The organism is Ruegeria sp. AB6 (genome assembly GCF_056542685.1).
In genome coordinates, this window is the sequence record NZ_JBQGAD010000007.1 from 112,077 (window position 1) to 129,698 (window position 17,622).

Here is a 17,622-nt window from a genome sequence, read left to right on the forward strand (position 1 = left end):
GACATCCGTTAAACTGCGAGCAGGAGGGTCCTATGCAGCGCCGACTCGCCGCGATCATGGCTGCCGATGTCGTTGGGTATTCGTCGTTGATGGGCAGCGACGAAACAGGGGTATTGTCCGCTCTCAAGACGTTGCGCATAGAGATTTTTGATCCCGCAATTGCGAGACATCACGGGCGTCTCGTCAAGTTGATGGGGGATGGTGCTCTTGTCGAATTTGCTTCGGTTGTCGATGCCGTTAACTGTGGTGTCGAGATCCAGCGGGCAATGGCTGAGGCTGCTCCTGGCCTCGCCAACGGGTCGCTATTGCAACTTCGGATCGGGATAAACCTTGGTGATGTCATGATCGCTGATGGAGACCTGTATGGTGACGGGGTGAATGTTGCCTCTCGCATTGAAGGTCTGGCGGATCCAGGGGGCGTCGCAGTTTCTGAGAGTGTCGCGCAGCAGGCAATGGCAAAGGTAGATGCCGAGTTTGAGGATCTCGGCCCCAAAACCCTAAAGAACATCGCTGAACCGGTTCGGGTTTTTCGCGTCATGCTTGACGGAGCACCCGCCTCTGAACAGCGATCCAACAAACTTCCGTTGATGACCGGTGCATCGGTGTTGGTTTGTCTGGGCGTTGCAAGCTTGATTGCGTGGTGGATCAGCTTTGATCACGAGCCGTCCGATGCCATGACCTTTGATGAAGCCGCTCTGTTGTCAGAGCCAACAGGTCCGACCGTTGCGGTTCTGCCGTTTCAAAACCTTAGCAATACGGACGCCCGCGATTTGTTGGCTGTTGGCATTGGCGAAGACATCATCGTTGAGCTGGGGAGCTACCAGGACCTCAATGTATTGTCCCGCCAATCCACCCATTCTGTTGGGCCGGCCGAAAGTGACCCGAGCAGCATCCGGCAGAAATTCGGCGCGGACTATGTGCTGGAGGGTTCCGTCCGGCAGGTTGCAGATCGTCTGCGCGTGACGGCAAGACTGATAGACACAACTTCGGGGCATCAGGTCTGGTCTGGGGCGTATGATGAAAGTCTTACGACTTCAAACATTTTAGACGTTCAACTGAGCATCACCGAAAAAGTTGCCTCTGCTCTGGGTGACGCAGGCGGGGCGATCAAGCGCATTCACGCAGGTCATGCGCGTGCGAAACCTCCGGAACTTCTCTCGTCTTATGAATGTTCCTTGCTGCGCGTTGGCTTTCTGAACCGACGAGATATGCAAGAGCGCGTCCGGGGCTGTATTGTGCGGGTTGTCGAGGACGAACCCGAGTATTGGCGCGGGTGGGCGCAATTGGCCGAGGCACTGCTGACCGATGTGAAGCTTTTTACCGGGCTTTATCCAGGGGCACAGGACCAGAAAATCCAACGCGCGGAAGAGGCCGCGCGGAACGCGGTGTCGCTGAACCCGTATTCTGCGCGCGCTCATTTCCTTCTGGCGCTTGTGCTTCAGATTCAGCGCGATCTTGACGGGTTCTTCTCGTCCGCCGAAACAGCACTGGCGTTGGGAACCGATCGTTATCTGCAAGGGCAAATCGGCTATGAATTCATATGGTCCGGTCGTCTGGATTTGGGGGCTGCGCTTGTCGAAAATGCAATCGCGCTAGACCCAAATGCAGCAGACCCAAACTGGTATCAGGCGCTGGCCGAGTATCATTTCCTGAACGGAGATTACGAAACAGCGCTGAAGACCTATCGCAAGGGTGCACAGCCGGACGTTTGGTGGTCGGTTTCCATCGAGGTTGCAATTCTGGCTGAACTGGGTCCTCGAGACGCAGCCATTTCCGCGCGAGACAGGCTCTACAAAATTCGTCCGGGGATAAAAATTGCTGACATTGTCTGGATGTATCGGCGCTTTGCGCGCCCGGATCAACATATCCTGCCTTTTGTCGAATCTTACAGAGCAGTGGACATGCCCGAGGGACAGTTTGCCCCGCTGCGGGAGGATAGTGCAGGCTGACCGCTACGATGCGGTCCTGCATGGAGTAGCATCAAGCTTGGCGCACCTTCTCATTCGGGCACCCCAACCCTTTGTAAGCTTGAGAGCCAGATCCATTGGCTTTCGAGGTGACTTTTTTTGCGAATTACCTGTTGCCAACGCGCCCAACTGCCGGGCTGCGCCCACTGCATTTTCACAACGTTCCACATTAGACTCAGATGAATTCGCACCGAAGTACCCCTTGATTTGCAAAATCATCTCGCCTTTCTGGAGCAAGAAACTGGTAGTCCGTTTCGCGCGACGCTTCCGACAGATCAGTACGGAATGATCATGGCTGTCGTCCAGAGCGTGGACATGCTGACGTGCGCGCCGCGCCACTTGCTAAAGCCATACGTGACCGACGGTCGGTTAAGCATACTGGAAACGTACGATCATCGTCCCACATGGCGGGTGGCTGCAGCTTACCGGGCCGTTTCGGCACTGCTGGACATGATCGAGGACTAGTTTGATCAGCAACGACAAAAACTGATCGAAAACGGGAATTCTTGTTGAAAAATCCCAAATTCAGGGTTCAAAAAGAACCGGGCCAACTCAGCAGTGCCAGTTGTCGAAAGTGCCAAATTCAGTTTGGCAGCACTCATAGTAAGCGCCGTTTTGACAATATTTGAGTCTCATGTCGATTTCGCTAAAGGCACCCAAGTATTCTATTTTCCAGATGGGCGCGAAAGGTTAACTTCACCTTTCAACTGATCCTGAAGTCGCCGCTATTGGGTTAGAATTAAGTGACACGATTTCCCACTTGTTAAGGAAGCTGCAGTAGCCCAGCACCACGGACCAAGCCGCCGGTCTCCTTCTTGCGTCCGCCTTCGAGACATCTCCGACAGCCAAGATACACCATAGGTGGGCGTCGGTTATTCTCTTCTGAGTCGACGTAATAGTTCAACTTCACCTCAAACTGGCATTCGTATTGCAAACATATTCAGAGGCGCGAGGCCGTCGTAAGCTCTTCTCTATCTTGTGTTGACCCGGGTGAAAGTTCAGAAGTACCCACTTGTTCGGCGCAAACGAAAATTTCTTTTGATCGAGGCGATAACAGTGGTCGCGGTCACCGAAAACCTGGCTTTGAAAAAGCTATTCTCGGACCTTATACGCCTCGATTTCATTGGATAAACCGCGGATTGAGTGACAGCCGGCTGATTGCATATGGTGTGGCATATGTTCTGCGACGCTCTGCGTCACCAGTAACTTTTCATCCAAATTCTTACATAGCTCCTGAACACGACTGGCCACATTCACAGCTTGTCCGACAACTGTGAAATCCAAGCGATCCGGACTGCCGATGTTGCCAAAGGTGACGCGACCGAAATCAATGCCGACTACGAATTCTATTGGCTCTTTTCCCGTGTCGGCGGCTGTTTCGTTGTAGCCTCTCAGGGTGGTCAGGGCTTGTTCTGCAGCTAGCACCGCAGATCTACACGAGGTTTCCGCATCGTCATCAATGTTGAAAACTGCAAGTATGCCGTCCCCCATGAACTTGAGAACGTCACCGCCCTGTTCTTGGATGGGCGACACGACCATTTCGAAATACTCACCCATCATGGCAAGCAAAGCGTCTTCGGACCAGGATGAGGCTTTGCTGGTGAAGCCACGAAGATCCGCAAATAGGATCGCGGCTGAAACTGTTCTGTGTTCTCCGCGCTTTATGTGGCCCTGATCAATCTCTTCGGCGGGACCGTGCCCCAGATAGGTTTGCAGAAGGCTTTTTTGCGAATGACGCATTGCGATGGGTTCCAAAGCAGCGGCAAGTGCGTATCGCGTGTCTTCGATGTATCGGATATGCGCGTCCGAAAACCCAGCATCTGCGTCCGAGGTGAAGCTGGTGCCCTGAACCGAACCGTTGCCATGCTCCAGCGGGATGGCCAGAAAATCTGTGGCACCTGCTTCGGCCAACTCGGCATAGACCGGATGTTCTTCCAGAACGTCAAGATCGGTCAGGCGTTTGCGCAATGGGCGCCGCTGCGTGACGACATATTCAAACGGGCTGCCGTGCCATGCACTTGTTGCCAGAACCGTGGTCGGTACGGTGTAGCGGCGGGTTTCTTCCGGCGTCCAGATGATGCCCCACGCGCTAAGCAAAGGGTTCGAGTAATTCTGGGCGATCCTTGCGCGGGCCAGGGGTACGCCAAGCGCCACCAATCCTTCGCAATACCCTTTGACAATGAGACCCTCGTCGCCCAGCAGGCGACCATCGGAAATCAACCAGTGTTTCAGGTGATCAGTCTCGGTCATCGTGGTCTCACACTCTTGTTCCGCGCTGATACTTTAGCTGTCATTGGTCACGAAAGAACCCACGCCGGCTGAAAAACTCATGCCTTTCTGCCAGACGCGGGATCCGTCGGCTTCAGCTCACCGCCGCCGTCAGCGAGGGGTCGTCTTCTAGTTGCTTGAGCAATCGGGCTTGTCTCACTCTTGGATCCAGTTCGGGATCACTCAAATAAGCCAGCATATGGGGCACATTCTCGTCAATCTGATCCTGAGTTGCCACCGCCATGCCGTGAGCCACGAACGGGCGTAGATATGTCATGCCTGCTAGGTTCGCCGTCTGTTGGAACGGTTTCAGAAACTCAGCCATGGAGAAGTTGTTGTATCCACCTGCGTGATAGCTGTGCTCCGGGCCACCGGTTGAGACGAGGATCAACTGCTCGCGCCCCTTCAAGCGGTCCCCGCCCGGCCCGTAAGCGAACCCATAGTTCAGCACCTGATCCATCCAAGCCTTCATCACCGGCGGTGCGGAATACCAGTAGAATGGAAATTGAAACACGATCCGGTCATGCGCCAGCAAGAGGGCCTGTTCGGCTTCTGTGTCAAAACGCATCTCGGCACCACCAATGGCGGTTAGATCTCGGGTCGTCACGTTCGAAACATCAGAGAGTGCGTCGAACCATGCGCGGTTGATTCGCGATTTGCTCAGGTCCGGATGGGCGGTCAGTACGAGGTTTTTCATGTATCAGCCTCTTGCAAGAATTTTGCGGAATAGTGGGTGATCAGCGGGCGGCCATCGGGTCGGGTTTCAAAGCGCCAGTCTTCCTGAACGCTGGCTTCAATGAGGTCGCCCGCAACGGTCGTGGCGCGAAACAGAAGTTCGAACTGTGCGGCACCGGGTTTGACTACGATCTTGCTGACGTGATGCTCGGTCGGGCGCTGCAAGGTTTCCAACACGACCCGATACCAGGCCCGCACCCGGTCATGTCCGCCAAGTGCGGTGTCGATGTCAGGCGTATCCCACTCTACGTCTGGATGGAGGTCAGGCAGGAACGCGTCGATCGGATCCAGCCTGTCGAACCGGGCAAACCAGTCGGCGATGAAACCGCGGATTTCGGGGTAATCGGTCACTTGAATCACCTGTTGATAGTTCACTTGGCCAGCCGCTCAGGGACCGGAGCCAGCGAGTACTGGGACCAGAAAAACGTGTTTGCCGCATCCTGATCGGCGGACAGGTTGGTTGCCTCGACGATCTTGCCATTCTCGATCCTGTAGACGAGCGCCCAGGTCGTATCGACATTCGGTTTGCCGTCGGCGTTCGACCAGCCGCGGTGGATATCAACCACATGGGTCTCATCCGCTCCGAAATAGATGGGTTCGGCCTGAAATCCGGCGGTGCCCAGCTGTTCGAAAAACGCCAGTACTTCATCCCGACCGGTCTTGGTTCCGGACAAGGGATGGCGGCCCGGGATGTGCCATTTTACGTTCTCGTCCATCACGGCTGCGATGCCGTTCAGATCGTTGGCGCCATAGGCGGCGAAGAAGTCCTGTACGACCTTGATATTGTCTTCGGGGGATGCGGCCATGGCGATCTCTCCTGTGATCAGAGCAGCGGTGAGGGCAGCAACTTTGGTCAGAGTGTTCATCTTGTATCCTCCTGAATACGTGGTGACACAAAGTTAATAATTTTCATTGCGCGTGATAATTAACCAAGTTGGCATTACTTTCATGTATCATATCGAATAATGAGGTAGCTCGGAGATATGATGCGCCTGCCACTTGCCACGCTTGAAATCTTTACGGCCATCGCGCGTCACGGATCGCTACGTGCTGCGGCCGAGGCGCTGGGTATCAAGCCGTCAACCGTTAGCCATCAATTGAAATCGTTGGAAGATCAGTTGGGCACCGCGCTTTTCATTCGGACAACACGCTCGATCAGCCTGACCGAGGCCGGACGCGCCCTGATCCGTGGCGCTGGGCCTGCCTTTGATCAACTCTCTGAGGCCGTCGAAAGCGCGCGCAGCACCGGTCACGCCGCGCGGGGCACGTTGAAACTGGCGATGCCCGAGTTTGCCTATCACCTCTTTGTTGGTCCGATCCTCAACAGTTTCTGCGCCGCGTATCCCGAGATCGAGTTGGAGCTGTCGCTAACGGATGCGCTGTCAGACATACTGGGCGAAGAGCTGCACGCCGGTTTCCGTCTGGGGGATCGTGTGGCGCAGGATATGGTGGCAGTGCGGTTGACGCCGCCGCTTCCGGTGACCGTTGTCGGCAGTCCGGACTACTTGGCGGCACGAGGCATCCCGGACACACCACGTGATCTTCTGGGGCATACTTGTATCCGCTACCGGTTTCAATCCTCGGGCCAGATTGCGCCGTGGAGTTTTCTATCGAGCGAGGGAGGGTATGACGTCGATGTGCAGGGCAACCTGATCGCCAACGCCCTTCCAGCCTCCGTCGATCTGGCTAAGCGAGGGCTGGGCCTCGCCTATACATTCAAGGCCTATGTCGGCACCCAGATCGCTGCGGGAGAGTTACAACCGGTTCTGGACGACCACTTGGGACCCACCCCTGGCTTTTTCATGTATTTCCCACGCGAGTATAAATCCATGATGCCCCTAAGGCTGTTCATCGACCACATAAAGCGCCAGCAAAGCGTTTGACCCTGCGCGCGCAGACCCCACATATCGAATAGTGCCAGCCGGAGCCGCTCTTTGCCCCTAAGATACGCTGATATCTACCCGTCAGAACCGTTGCTGAACAGCGATGCGATGCAGCGCCCTTCTGCGGCAGGTTTGATGTCAGTGCGGTATTTTCGCGCCGAACCCGATCGGATGCCGGAAGAGGTGTTTTCGGAACACCACGTCCTCCTGAACCTGCAGGAAAAGGGGCATCGCGTGCAAAACTGGCGGGACGGCACGCTGCGGGATTTCACCTTTTGCAAGGACGAAGTCATCGTGACCCCGGCAGGCATGCGGTCGGGTTGGCGGTGGTACGGGCAGTCCGACGTGATTGTGATCACCTTGCACCCGGACAAGGTTCAGCACTTTGCCCAATCTGAACTTGGTATGTTGCTGGCACCAGAGCAGTTTCACGACCAGCCGCAGTTTTCTGATCCTGACCTATGTGCTGCGGGCGTCATCCTGCGCGACGCGCTTGCGACCGACGATATGTCCTCGGCGGTGATGTTCGAAGCCATGAGCCGGGTTTTTCTGGTCAAACTGCTGCAGAAATACGGCAAACGCCGCGCCGAAGAGGTTGAGCTGTCCTCGCGCTTTACCTCTCAGCACTACCAACGGGTGCTGGCCTATGTGCAGGACCGTTTGGACCAGACGATCACCGTCGATCAATTGGCGTCTGAGGCGGGCATGAGCCCCTCGCATTTCGCGCGGGTATTCAAGGAAACGCTGGGCTCGACCCCCATGCAATATGTCATGGCCTACCGGGTCGAGCAGGCGATGAAGATGATCGAAGACACAGCGCGCCCTCTGGGCGACATCGCTTTGGCCTGCGGGTTCTCGGATCAGGCGCATTTCACGCGCAGTTTCAAACAGGTGGTGGGCCAGACCCCGCGCGTGTTCCGTGCGGCGCAGGCTCTCTGAAGCAGAATCTTTCAAAAACGCGGCAGTCCGGTGCAAGTATCCCTGCCACCGGCGTCGTATCTCAGGTGTCATTGGGCGTATGCCCATCCAGACAGATTTTGGGAGATACCGCTATGAACACCCTTGCTATGAACACTGCTGCCGCGTTGATGGCGTCGACAGCCGCCGTTGCGCAGGTGGAAACCCGCACCGTCACCTTTGAGAACGAAGGCGCCACCATGTCCGGCACATTGTATTTGCCGGAAGAGCGCGGAACCGAGCCGCTGCCGACCGTCGTCGTGACCGGGGCCTGGACCTCGGTTCAGGAACAGATGCCCGCCAACTATGCCCGCGAGATGGCCGAACGCGGTTTTGCGGCCTTCACCTTCGATTTCCGCGGTTGGGGCAAATCGGGTGATCTGCCGAACAACGTGCGCTTTGTTGAAAGCCCCGAGGCCAAGACATCGGACATCCAAGCCGCGATTGCATTCGTCGCGACCTTGCCCGAAGTAGATGCCGAACACATCAACGGTCTGGGGATTTGTGCCTCGGCCGGGTACATGGTCGATGCAGTCTCTGGCAATCCGCTGGTTCAGCGGCTGGGTCTGGTTGCACCTTGGTTGCAGAACGCCCAGATCGTCGAGGCGGTTTATGGCGGTGCAGAAGGTGTCGCAGGGCTGATTGAAGTGTCCCATGCCGCCGAGGCCGCTGGCGGCCAGATCATTCCTGCCGCAGGGCCCGAGGGTGCCGAGGGCGTGCTGATGCCAATCGGCGGATACTACTATGAGGCCGACCGTGGCGCGATCCCCGAATACGATGACAAATGGAACAATGCGGGCTGGGAAGGTTGGCTGACCTATCACCCCGCCGACAATCCGCAGCGTTTGGATAAGCCACTGGCCATTGTGCATTCGGAAAGCGCGGCGATCCCACAGGGCGTGCAGACCTTCCTTGCCGGCTTTGCAGGCGAGGCGACCGAGCAATGGCTGGAGGATGTCACGCAGTTCGACTTCTACGACAATCCCGCGGATGTCACCCGCGCAGCGGATACCGTCGCTGACCACTTCCGCGCCGGTTCGAGCAACTAAGCCCTGTCCGGACGCCGAGCAATCGTTCGGCGTCCACCCTCATCTATTCGGAGCATCCTCATGCGTAGAAAACTCACATCGACCCTTGCGGCCGTCTCTATGATCGGATCCGCGGCTTTTGCTGAACAACAAGCGGATATCTCGACTGCCATTACCGACATCGCGGCAGGTGCTGACCGCCACGACTGGGCCCGCGTACGCGGCGCGTTTTCCGATACCGTCACGACGGATTATACCAGCCTCTGGGGCGGAGACCCAGTAACACAACCCGCCGACGAGCTTATAGCTGGATGGTCCGCCTTTCTGCCCGGTTTCGACGCGACGCACCATATGGTGACCAATCACACCGTCACCTCCCTGTCCGATACATCTGCGACGGCACAGGCGGATTTCACAGCAACCCATCGTCTTGATGACGGCTTGTGGGTGCTGGGTGGCCGCTATGATTATGAGCTTGAGAAATCAGATGATCGCTGGGTTGTCACATCGATGACCATGACGGCAATCTGGGAATCCGGTGACCGTGGGCTTGTGGCTCTTGCCGGTCAGCGCGCGGCCGAGGCAAATTGAGGAAGGACCATGACCAGTCAGCGCGTCGCACTCGTGACCGGAGCCAATCGCGGTATTGGCAAAGAGGTCTCCCGGCAATTGGCCCGAGACCATGGGATGAAAGTTTTGATCGGTGTGCGCGACTTGGCAAAAGGGCAGGCCGCTGCGGATGAAATCGGATATGGGGCGGAAGCCTTGCAACTGGATGTCTCTAATCCGGACTCTGTTGCTGCCGCTTTCTTTTTGACGATTGAATCGGTCTATGGTCGCCTTGATGTTCTGGTGAACAACGCGGGCGTGGATTATGACGCCGACCAACAGGTTCACCACGCCGATCTGGACAGGGTCCGCCAAGCATTCGATACGAACCTTTTCGGACCATGGGAGACGACGATCGCGGCGGTGCCACTGTTAAAACGAGCCACGGATGCCCGGATCGTCAACGTGTCCTCTGGGGCGGGGTCGCTGTCCAGCATGTCCGCCGGAACGCCTGGCTATGGCGTGTCCAAAGCGGCTCTGAATGCGCTGACCCTCAAGACCGCTGCCGCCTTGAAACCTCAGAGCATTCTCGTGAACGCCGTTTGTCCCGGCTGGGTTGCCACGGATATGGGCGGCGGGGGACGTCCGATTTCCGAACGGGCCAAAGGAGTCGTCTGGGCAGCGACTTTGCCGAAAGGCGGCCCGACCGGAGGGTTCTTTCGCGATGGTGTTGCAATTGATTGGTAGGTTCAGCCGGGTGTCATGAAATCAATTAGCTTCCTGATCCGTGCGGGCAACAGACGGCGGCTGGGATAGACTGCGAACATGTCCCGCGTCAGAGGGACGGTGTCTATAACCTCAAGCCGTTTTAGATCGCTGTTTACCATATCCGAAGGCAGCATCGCGACACCCAGGTTTCGACGGGCGGCCTGCGCAATGACATCAAGGTCGGTTAAGTTGTGTGCGGTTTGCTTCGGGTGCAGTGTTTCCCCGCTCTCTAGCACCCAGGGTTGACCAGCTGTCAGCGCGGGCAAAGCAAGAAAGTCCGGTCTGGAAATCAACCCTCTTAGCCCACGCTCTCCAATAAACCCTTGTCCGGCACAAAAGCAGTAGGGAACCGACCAGAGCCGTTTCGCGACAAGGCTGGAGTCGGTGAGTGGGCCTACCCGAAAAGCCACATCAATATTGTCGCGAAAGAAGTCCAGCATGATGTTGGTGGTGGTCATCTCAAGCGCCACATCCGGATTCTGTTCCGCAAAATCCAACAGCCGAGGGCCAATCGTCGTGCGTGCTGCCAGCGGAGGTGCCGTGATGCGGATACTCTGGCGTCTGGTATCGTCGGCAAAGCCTGCAACACCCTGCAACGCCTCGATCGGATCCTGGCATCGGTCCAGAAGGCGCCGGCCCTCCTCCGTCAGGCGAACCTGCCGGGTTGTCCGCTCGAACAGTTTGGTGCCCAGATGGTCTTCTAACTCTGCAATCCTGCGGCTGACCCGGCTGAGCGGTATGCCCAGACCGTCTGCAGCCTTGGAAAAGCTCAGATGGTTTGCGACGACAGTAAACAGGGCAAGGTCGTTGTAGATCATTATTCTATTTTTGAGATTATAACTCCTGATATCAATCATTATCATTGCTTGATGTGACCTCTACCTTCTGCGCAACAGAAGGAGATAGCTGATGCCTTTCGCCATGGAAATCACCCAAACCGGCAAACCGGACGTCTTATTTAAGACCAACAAGGCGACCCCGACCCCCGATGCCGGGGAAATCCTGATCCGCAACTCAGCCGGGGCGGTCAACTTTATCGACACGATCATCCGACGCGGTGAGATGCCCGAGGGGATGATGCCCGATCTGCCTCATGTACCAGGGGTCGAAGGTGCCGGTGTGGTCGAGGCGCTGGGTGAGGGTGCCGAAGGCTTTTTTGTTGGGGACCGTGTGGCTTGGATGGGACCAATCGGGGCCGGTGGATACGGTACCCATTCGCTAATCGCTGCGCCCTACGTCACTCGGCTGGCCGATACCGTGGACTTCGAAACAGCCGCTGCAATCCCCGTCAACGGGATGACCGCCTATCACATGCTGGTCAATCTGGGCGGCGCGGCGGCCGGCAAATCGATACTGGTTCACGCGGCAGCCGGGGGTGTCGGCACCATGGCCCTGCATGTTGCCAAGCATCTGGGCATGACGGTAATCGCCTCGACCAGCACTGCCAAGGTTGGATATGCCAAAGATCAGGGCGCCGATCACGTCATCGACTATCGCACCGAGGATGTCACCGCGCGGGTGATGGACCTTACCGAGGGGCGCGGCGTGGATCTGACGCTGAACCCGATCTCGGGCGATACCCTGAAATCAGACCTCGATGTACTGGCACCTCTGGGCACAACCGTTCTATTCGGGTTTCTTGCCGGTCCGCCTACAGGCAGTTTTGCCGAAGACTTGGCGAAGCACTTCCAAAAGTCCGTCTCGGTCCGTGTCAGCGACATATACACCTATTTCATCAATCGACCTGATCAGTTTGGCGCGGATATGGCCACAGTGTTTGATCTGCTTGAGAGGGGCGTTCTGCGCCCTCAAGTCACCTCCCTGCCCATTGTTCAAGCTGCCGAGGCGCACCGCCGCCTAGAAGCCGGTGAAACAACCGGCAAGCTGGTGCTGAGCTTCGACTGACCCATCCAGTAAAAGAGGAATCACAGCAATGAACACTGTTTTCGAGACCGCCCTGAGTGGCAAACACATTGTCATCGTTGGTGGCAGCAGCGGCATGGGGAAAGCAACAGCAAAAATGGCTACCGCCCTCGGGGCAAAAGTTACAATCGCCAGTCACAATACTGCCAAGCTTCAGGCTGCCGCGGGCGAAATTGGGAGCGGGGTACGGATCGCGCCCGTGGATACGACTGATGGAGCAGGAGTGTCCTCCTGGGCCAGAGGGCTGGGATCGGTTGACCACTTGGTGATCTCTGCTTCAAGTGCTGCGCGTGGGGCGTTCACCGACCTGCCCATCGACGATCTGCGCGCTATGTTCGAGGCCAAGTTCATCGGCCCCTATATGACTGCACGTGAAGTGTTGCCGGTGTTGGTCAAAGGCGGCTCCATCACGTTCTTTTCCGGCGTGCTCAGTCGTCGCCCATCGGCCGGAGCTACTGGCCTGGGCGCAGTAAACGCGGCGGTCGAAGCGCTGGCCAAAGGGCTGGCGCTAGAGTTGGCTGGTCGGGCGCGGGTGAATTGCATCAGCCCTGGCATGGTTGCAACCGAAGCCTATGCCGCAATGACTGAAGAGAGACGTGAAGCCATGTATGCGCAGGTTGGCAGCAGCCTGCCCGCAGGACGGGTTGGAGAGGTCGAGGACATCGCACAAGCCGTTGTCATGGCGATGACAAACGGGTTTCTAACGGGCTCGGTCTTGGATGTGGATGGCGGTCACCTTGTGCGTGATTGACGTCTGCCACAAGTCCAAAGGCAAATAGGCAGTTTGCCCAAAACGGACTTGTTTAGGGTGGCGGTTCTGGCTTCATCAAAGCAGATTATGGGTTTGGAGGCAGCGTCCAAGTCGGGCCGAACGCGAGCGCAGGCGCAACCTGCATTGCTGACATTCAATCGGTCTGCAGTGTTAGGCAAATTGGGCTCCTGAGTCGCCGCTCACTGTCTAGCTGCGTATTGTAGCCCATCGAACGTCCGGTGGGCGGACTAACCAGGCATTTGAACTGCATAAGAAAAGGGCTGATTTGGCGCGACAAGCGGTCATCCGAGTTCAGGGGGGCTACCTGCTAACTGTCATGTTATTTCAGCCACCGACTGTCGCAATTTAAGAGTAACATCAATCAACTGTGAGTCAGGGCGGATGCCGTCCTCAATCCATCGGATGACCGCGTTTGCGGTCTTCTTTCCCATTTCAACCACCGGCAAGTGAACCGTTGTAATGCCTGGTACCGATTGACCGGATACGGGCAGGTCATCGATGCTAACCAAAGAGACGTTTGATGGAACCACCATGCCTTGCCGATTTAGCTCGAAAAGTACGCCCTGCGCGAGAACGTCCGACGTGCACATTACGGCGGTGAAGTGAGTTCCAGCGCTCAGGGCGTTTTGGATGGCTGTTGCGCCGCCTTCCAAAGTGATTTTGGTTTCAAATTTGAAAGTCTCCAAACCCGGCATATCGACAAGCAGGCCTGAAAGGCGCGCCCGCGTTCTGTCGTTGTTGTCCGCTGGGCCGTGAATAACGGCAATTTGGCGGTGCCCCGCGTCGATGAGGTATTGCAGTGCCATGCGGGAAGCGCGCGCATTGTCATAGCCGATGGTAGGCAGTGAATATCCGTCGTCGTAGTAAGATGTGGCTATGGTTGGCAGCCGCGTGCGAGAAATCAGGTTGTCGAAATCAGGGCTATGGGTAATTCCGGAAACGATTAGCGCTTCTGCACCAATGTCGATCAGACGTTGCGCCTTCTCGGCTTCGATTCCCGGGTCTCCTGCGGTTGTTGCAACCACCAAGGATAACCCGAACTCGCCGAGTTCATATTCGAGTGCGGAGAGGAATCTGGCGAAGATCGCATTGTCCAGTGTCGGCACCAAAGCACCCACCACCCGAGTTCGCCCCGAGTTTATGGCCCTGGCAGCTGCGCTGGGGACAAAGTGAAGGGATTCGATTGCCTGCTGGACGCGGTCGCGCGTGTTCTTGGATACAGCCTCAGGTGTGTTTAATACACGCGAAACCGTGGCGACGGAAACACCGGCGGCTCTGGCCACGTCCCTGAGGTTGGCTCGTTTCTTTGTCTCTTTTTCAGTCATTTACTTTCTTAATCGAGGCTGTTCAGCAAGCGCTATAGAAATAAACTTGACACATGTAACTAGTTTCATCAACTTATGTAACTAGTTACATTTAGCTGCGGCTGCAGGTTTCCATGACGTCCCATTCGGTCATTCACGACTTCAGCAACATCGGGTGGACTTCTCCCGAGCGATCCTTCTTTGGCTTTCCTAAGGCGCAAAGCGGGACAACCCATCGGCTCGCGGCACGAGAAGCTAAACGGTTTGACATGCAGCCTGGGGACCTGCTTTCACTATCGGGCCGCTGGCTGACGTCCGATCTGCAGATCGGTGCATTCGACTCAAAAGGCAAAGATGCTCTCGCGGCCCTCGGGGTAAATGCCACAGGCAAGCTGGACATGAATGCTGCTGATTGTCGGGCTTTGTTGGGTTGGGTGACTGCAATGGGTGGGAATGCATCTTCTGACATTCCCGTCACCAATGTTCCGGCGTCGGAAGATCAGGTGGTTTTCAGCGTGAAAGCGCGCGTCACTGTCTGGGTGGTGCGCTTGGGCAATAACGAACAACTGGTATCTGGCGCTCTCAACAGCTGGGTCACGGCATCCTTTCAGCCCGCCAAACGCAATACGCCAATCTTGCCGCCTGAATTGGGAGATGTGCGAGACGAGTTCACCGTCGCACGGGGTACTGGCGTGGCCTATGAATTGGCCCCCGGCGAAGTTGTTCAGATCATTGATGTCGAAGGGCAGCAATGTTCGGATTTTCTTGCGCTGCGCACCGACGGGCTGGACAGGGGCGAAGAGCTGTTGATTGACAATACGGCCACGCGATCTCTGGTTCGGCGCAGCTATCCGGGGCCCGGATCATTGGACAAATTTTTTGATCAGGACATGAACCCGCTTTTGAATGTACTTCAGGACACTTGTGGGCGTCATGATACCTTTGGACTGGCCTGCACCGCACGGGGGTACGAAGAGCGCGGTTTTCCAGGCCACGTTAACTGCTCGGACAATATTTCGGCGGCGTTGGACCCATTCGGAGTACGGCGGCGTTCAGCCTGGCCTGCGATCAATTTCTTTTGGAATACCTGGGTTGATCCCCACACCCATGATCTCCGGACTGCGGAGAGCTATTCGCGACCTGGTGATTATGTGGCGATGCGAGCGATGGAGCGGCTCACCTGTGTGTCAACCGCCTGCCCGGACGACATAGACCCGATAAACGGCTGGAATCCAACAGACGTACACGTCCGGATTTACAAGACGAACACCCCAATTCGCCGCGCTGTTGCTTATCGTGAAAAGGAAGATGCCCCAATGTCGCTCAGTCAGGAGTCTGCATTCTTCAAGCGGTTGGAGCCTTTGACGCAGGACTTCGCACCTGCGCGGGATCTTTGGGCACCTGTCAGCTTTCCTTCAGTCGGTTCGATCGGAGAATATTGGGCGTGTCGTGAAGCCGTGACCCTTCAGGATATGAGCGGCCTAAGGAAATTTGACATCATCGGGCCGGATGCTGAGAAGCTTTTGCAATTGGCCACGACACGCAACGTTGCAAAGCTGTCGGTTTGGCGCGGATCGTATACTTTGATGTGCGATCAGACGGGGGCTGTGATTGATGACGGCACGCTGTTCCGGCTAAGCGATCACCTGTTCCGCTGGTGTTGCGGCACTGAAGAGAGTGCCCGCGTGCTTGAAGCTTTGGCCTTGGAAAACAACCTTCATGTGCGCATTCATGCGATGCGAGGGTCTCTTCCCAATCTGGCGCTGCAAGGGCCGCGTTCGCGGGACCTGTTGCGCAAGATTGTGTTTACGCAGCCGCATGTCCCGTCTCTGGAACAACTAAAGTGGTTTGGTGTCACAATCGCCCGGCTGCACTCCCGCGACGGGGCGCCGTTTATGCTGTCACGGTCGGGGTATACCGGCGAACTCGGATATGAGGTGTTCTGTTCTCAGGCCGATGCGCTTTTGCTCTGGGATGCTCTTATGGAAGCCGGGCAAGAGTTTAACATCACGCCAATGGGGTCGGCCGCGCTTGAGACCATTCGGATCGAAGCGGGGCTAGCTGCGGCCGGTGCTGAATTCACCCCAGGCGTCGATGCGTTTGAAGCGGGGCTGGGCTTTGCGATTGATCTGAACAAACCCAAATTCGTCGGCAAGGGTGCATTGACGCGAAATGCCGAAAACCCACGTCGGGTTTTAAAAGGCATGACGCTAGGCGGCAGCGATGTTCCCGCGCATGGCGCCCCGATCTTTGCCGGAGAACGGCAAATCGGCGAGGTAACCTCTGCCACGTATTCGCCCACGTTTGAATGCGCCATTGCGATGGTACGGCTATCGATCGAATTTTCCGAGACTGGCACCCGCTTGGAAATTGGACAATTAGACGGTCGCCTAAAACGTCTTGGTGGGGTGGTTGTGGATATCCCGTTTGTGGATCCGCAACGCACGCGCGCCAGAGCATAAATCAAAAAAAGGAGAACCAACAGGATGAAAACGTTAACTAAAATTTCAGCAGCCATTGTGCTAAGCCTCGGCGCAACCAGTGCATTTGCGCAAGAAAAGGTAATGGTTGGTGAGCCGAGCTGGCCCGGAGCAAAGATCATGGCCAACGTAATAGGCCAGATCATCGAAGGTCGACTGGGTGGCGAAGTGGGCTATGCCCCCGGTGCGAATGCCGTCATTTTCGCCGCGATGGACGGCGGGCGTGGTGACATTGACGTGCACCCGGATGTCTGGCTGCCAAACCAGTCGTCCTTCACGGATGAGTATGTGGATGAAAAGGGCACGGTGTCTCTTTCGTCTGGTTCATACGAAGGTAAAGCCGGCTTCTGCACCCCGACTTACATGGCCGAAAAGCACAACATCAAATCCATCTTTGATCTGGCGACCCCGGACGCTCAGCAACTCTATGACGCCAATGGTGACGGTAAGGGTGAGATCTGGATCGGTGCTTCGGGATGGGCGTCGACCAACGTGCACCGGGTCAAAGTGCGCGACTACGGCGTCGAGACATTTCTTGAGCCGAGCACTGAAGACGAAACCGTCTTCTACGCACGCTTGAAGGATGCAGTGTCGAACGAAGAGGGTGTCGTCTTTTATTGCTATAAACCGCACTATGTTCATGCGCTTTACGATATGACGATGATCGAAGAACCGCCCCACAACCCTGATGAATACACGATTGTTCAGCCCGGTGATGACGCGGATTGGTATGCCAAATCGAAGATCACCAGTGGCGACGTTGTTAAAACCGTCAAGGTTGCCTACTCGAACTCGTTGAACGAACGGAACCCTGCAGCCGCGTCGCTATTGGCAAATATCGACATGGATTCGGATGCGCTGTCGGAGCTCACCTACAAGGTCGTTGTTCAGGGTGGCGACATTTCCGAAGTAGTCGCCGCATGGATTGCCGAGAATGGGGACACCGTGGATGGATGGCTGGGCCTAAACTAAACCGGGCTTGATCGAA

The 17,622-nt window shown here is 56.5% G+C and carries 17 protein-coding genes; 11 read left to right on the plus strand and 6 right to left on the minus strand.

All coding sequences use genetic code 11. From position 1 onward, the window contains the following. Nucleotides 1-32: 32 nt before the first annotated feature. A complete protein-coding gene (locus ACR0DB_RS15165; protein WP_480551962.1) occupies nt 33-1,949 on the plus strand; it encodes an adenylate/guanylate cyclase domain-containing protein in 1,917 nt (638 codons plus the stop codon). A 225-nt stretch (nt 1,950-2,174) separates the two neighbouring features. Continuing rightward, nucleotides 2,175-2,432, plus strand: coding sequence for a LysR substrate-binding domain-containing protein (locus tag ACR0DB_RS15170; protein WP_480551964.1), 258 nt, complete (start codon nt 2,175-2,177; stop codon nt 2,430-2,432). A 627-nt stretch (nt 2,433-3,059) separates the two neighbouring features. On the opposite strand, the gene ACR0DB_RS15175 is transcribed toward ACR0DB_RS15170, so the two are convergent. From ACR0DB_RS15175 to ACR0DB_RS15190, 4 genes are all read right to left on the minus strand, one after another. Beyond that, nucleotides 3,060-4,217 carry an adenylate/guanylate cyclase domain-containing protein gene (locus ACR0DB_RS15175; RefSeq protein ID WP_480551966.1) on the minus strand — a complete coding sequence of 386 codons (1,158 nt, stop codon included), beginning with the start codon at nt 4,215-4,217 and terminating at the stop codon, nt 3,060-3,062. Between the two features lie 112 nt (nt 4,218-4,329). Next, nucleotides 4,330-4,932, minus strand: a complete 603-nt coding sequence (locus ACR0DB_RS15180) for an NAD(P)H-dependent oxidoreductase (RefSeq protein ID WP_480551968.1) — start codon at nt 4,930-4,932, stop codon at nt 4,330-4,332. Further along, entirely contained in the window at nt 4,929-5,321 is a 393-nt protein-coding gene (locus ACR0DB_RS15185) for a nuclear transport factor 2-like protein (RefSeq protein ID WP_480551970.1), read from the minus strand. Before ACR0DB_RS15185 ends, ACR0DB_RS15180 begins: the two co-directional genes overlap by 4 nt. A gap of 20 nt (nt 5,322-5,341) precedes the next feature. Next, nucleotides 5,342-5,836: a nuclear transport factor 2 family protein gene (locus ACR0DB_RS15190; protein WP_480551972.1), complete on the minus strand. Its 495-nt coding sequence runs from the start codon at nt 5,834-5,836 to the stop codon at nt 5,342-5,344. A 120-nt stretch (nt 5,837-5,956) separates the two neighbouring features. On the opposite strand from ACR0DB_RS15190, the gene ACR0DB_RS15195 reads away from it, so the two are divergent. From ACR0DB_RS15195 to ACR0DB_RS15215, 5 genes are all read left to right on the plus strand, one after another. Next, nucleotides 5,957-6,853, plus strand: a complete 897-nt coding sequence (locus ACR0DB_RS15195; protein ID WP_480551974.1) for a LysR family transcriptional regulator — start codon at nt 5,957-5,959, stop codon at nt 6,851-6,853. A gap of 51 nt (nt 6,854-6,904) precedes the next feature. Next, nucleotides 6,905-7,792, plus strand: a complete 888-nt coding sequence (locus ACR0DB_RS15200) for a helix-turn-helix domain-containing protein (protein WP_480551976.1) — start codon at nt 6,905-6,907, stop codon at nt 7,790-7,792. A 113-nt stretch (nt 7,793-7,905) separates the two neighbouring features. Then, nucleotides 7,906-8,859 (plus strand): alpha/beta hydrolase, encoded by a 954-nt coding sequence (locus ACR0DB_RS15205; RefSeq protein ID WP_480551978.1) that lies wholly within the window; start codon nt 7,906-7,908, stop codon nt 8,857-8,859. A 60-nt stretch (nt 8,860-8,919) separates the two neighbouring features. Continuing rightward, the gene (locus ACR0DB_RS15210) at nt 8,920-9,429 is read left to right on the plus strand and encodes a nuclear transport factor 2 family protein (RefSeq protein ID WP_480551980.1); all 510 of its coding nucleotides are present in this window, start codon (nt 8,920-8,922) and stop codon (nt 9,427-9,429) included. Between the two features lie 9 nt (nt 9,430-9,438). Further along, nucleotides 9,439-10,134: an SDR family NAD(P)-dependent oxidoreductase gene (locus tag ACR0DB_RS15215; protein WP_480551982.1), complete on the plus strand. Its 696-nt coding sequence runs from the start codon at nt 9,439-9,441 to the stop codon at nt 10,132-10,134. A gap of 2 nt (nt 10,135-10,136) precedes the next feature. Here the strand turns inward: ACR0DB_RS15215 and ACR0DB_RS15220 are convergent, their stop codons facing one another. Next, nucleotides 10,137-10,973 carry a LysR family transcriptional regulator gene (locus ACR0DB_RS15220; RefSeq protein ID WP_480551984.1) on the minus strand — a complete coding sequence of 279 codons (837 nt, stop codon included), beginning with the start codon at nt 10,971-10,973 and terminating at the stop codon, nt 10,137-10,139. Nucleotides 10,974-11,064: 91 nt separating this feature from the next. Here ACR0DB_RS15220 and ACR0DB_RS15225 point away from each other — a divergent pair, with 91 nt between their 5' ends. Continuing rightward, nucleotides 11,065-12,060: a quinone oxidoreductase family protein gene (locus ACR0DB_RS15225; protein WP_480551986.1), complete on the plus strand. Its 996-nt coding sequence runs from the start codon at nt 11,065-11,067 to the stop codon at nt 12,058-12,060. A gap of 28 nt (nt 12,061-12,088) precedes the next feature. Continuing rightward, the gene (locus tag ACR0DB_RS15230; protein ID WP_480551988.1) at nt 12,089-12,829 is read left to right on the plus strand and encodes an SDR family oxidoreductase; all 741 of its coding nucleotides are present in this window, start codon (nt 12,089-12,091) and stop codon (nt 12,827-12,829) included. Nucleotides 12,830-13,164: 335 nt separating this feature from the next. Here the strand turns inward: ACR0DB_RS15230 and ACR0DB_RS15235 are convergent, their stop codons facing one another. Continuing rightward, nucleotides 13,165-14,175, minus strand: a complete 1,011-nt coding sequence (locus tag ACR0DB_RS15235) for a LacI family DNA-binding transcriptional regulator (RefSeq protein WP_480551990.1) — start codon at nt 14,173-14,175, stop codon at nt 13,165-13,167. 113 nt (nt 14,176-14,288) lie between these two features. Between ACR0DB_RS15235 and ACR0DB_RS15240 the strand changes: the two genes are divergently transcribed. Continuing rightward, entirely contained in the window at nt 14,289-16,616 is a 2,328-nt protein-coding gene (locus ACR0DB_RS15240) for a DUF1989 domain-containing protein (protein WP_480551991.1), read from the plus strand. Nucleotides 16,617-16,640: 24 nt separating this feature from the next. Further along, nucleotides 16,641-17,606, plus strand: coding sequence for an ABC transporter substrate-binding protein (locus ACR0DB_RS15245; RefSeq protein WP_480551992.1), 966 nt, complete (start codon nt 16,641-16,643; stop codon nt 17,604-17,606). Nucleotides 17,607-17,622 lie beyond the last annotated feature (16 nt).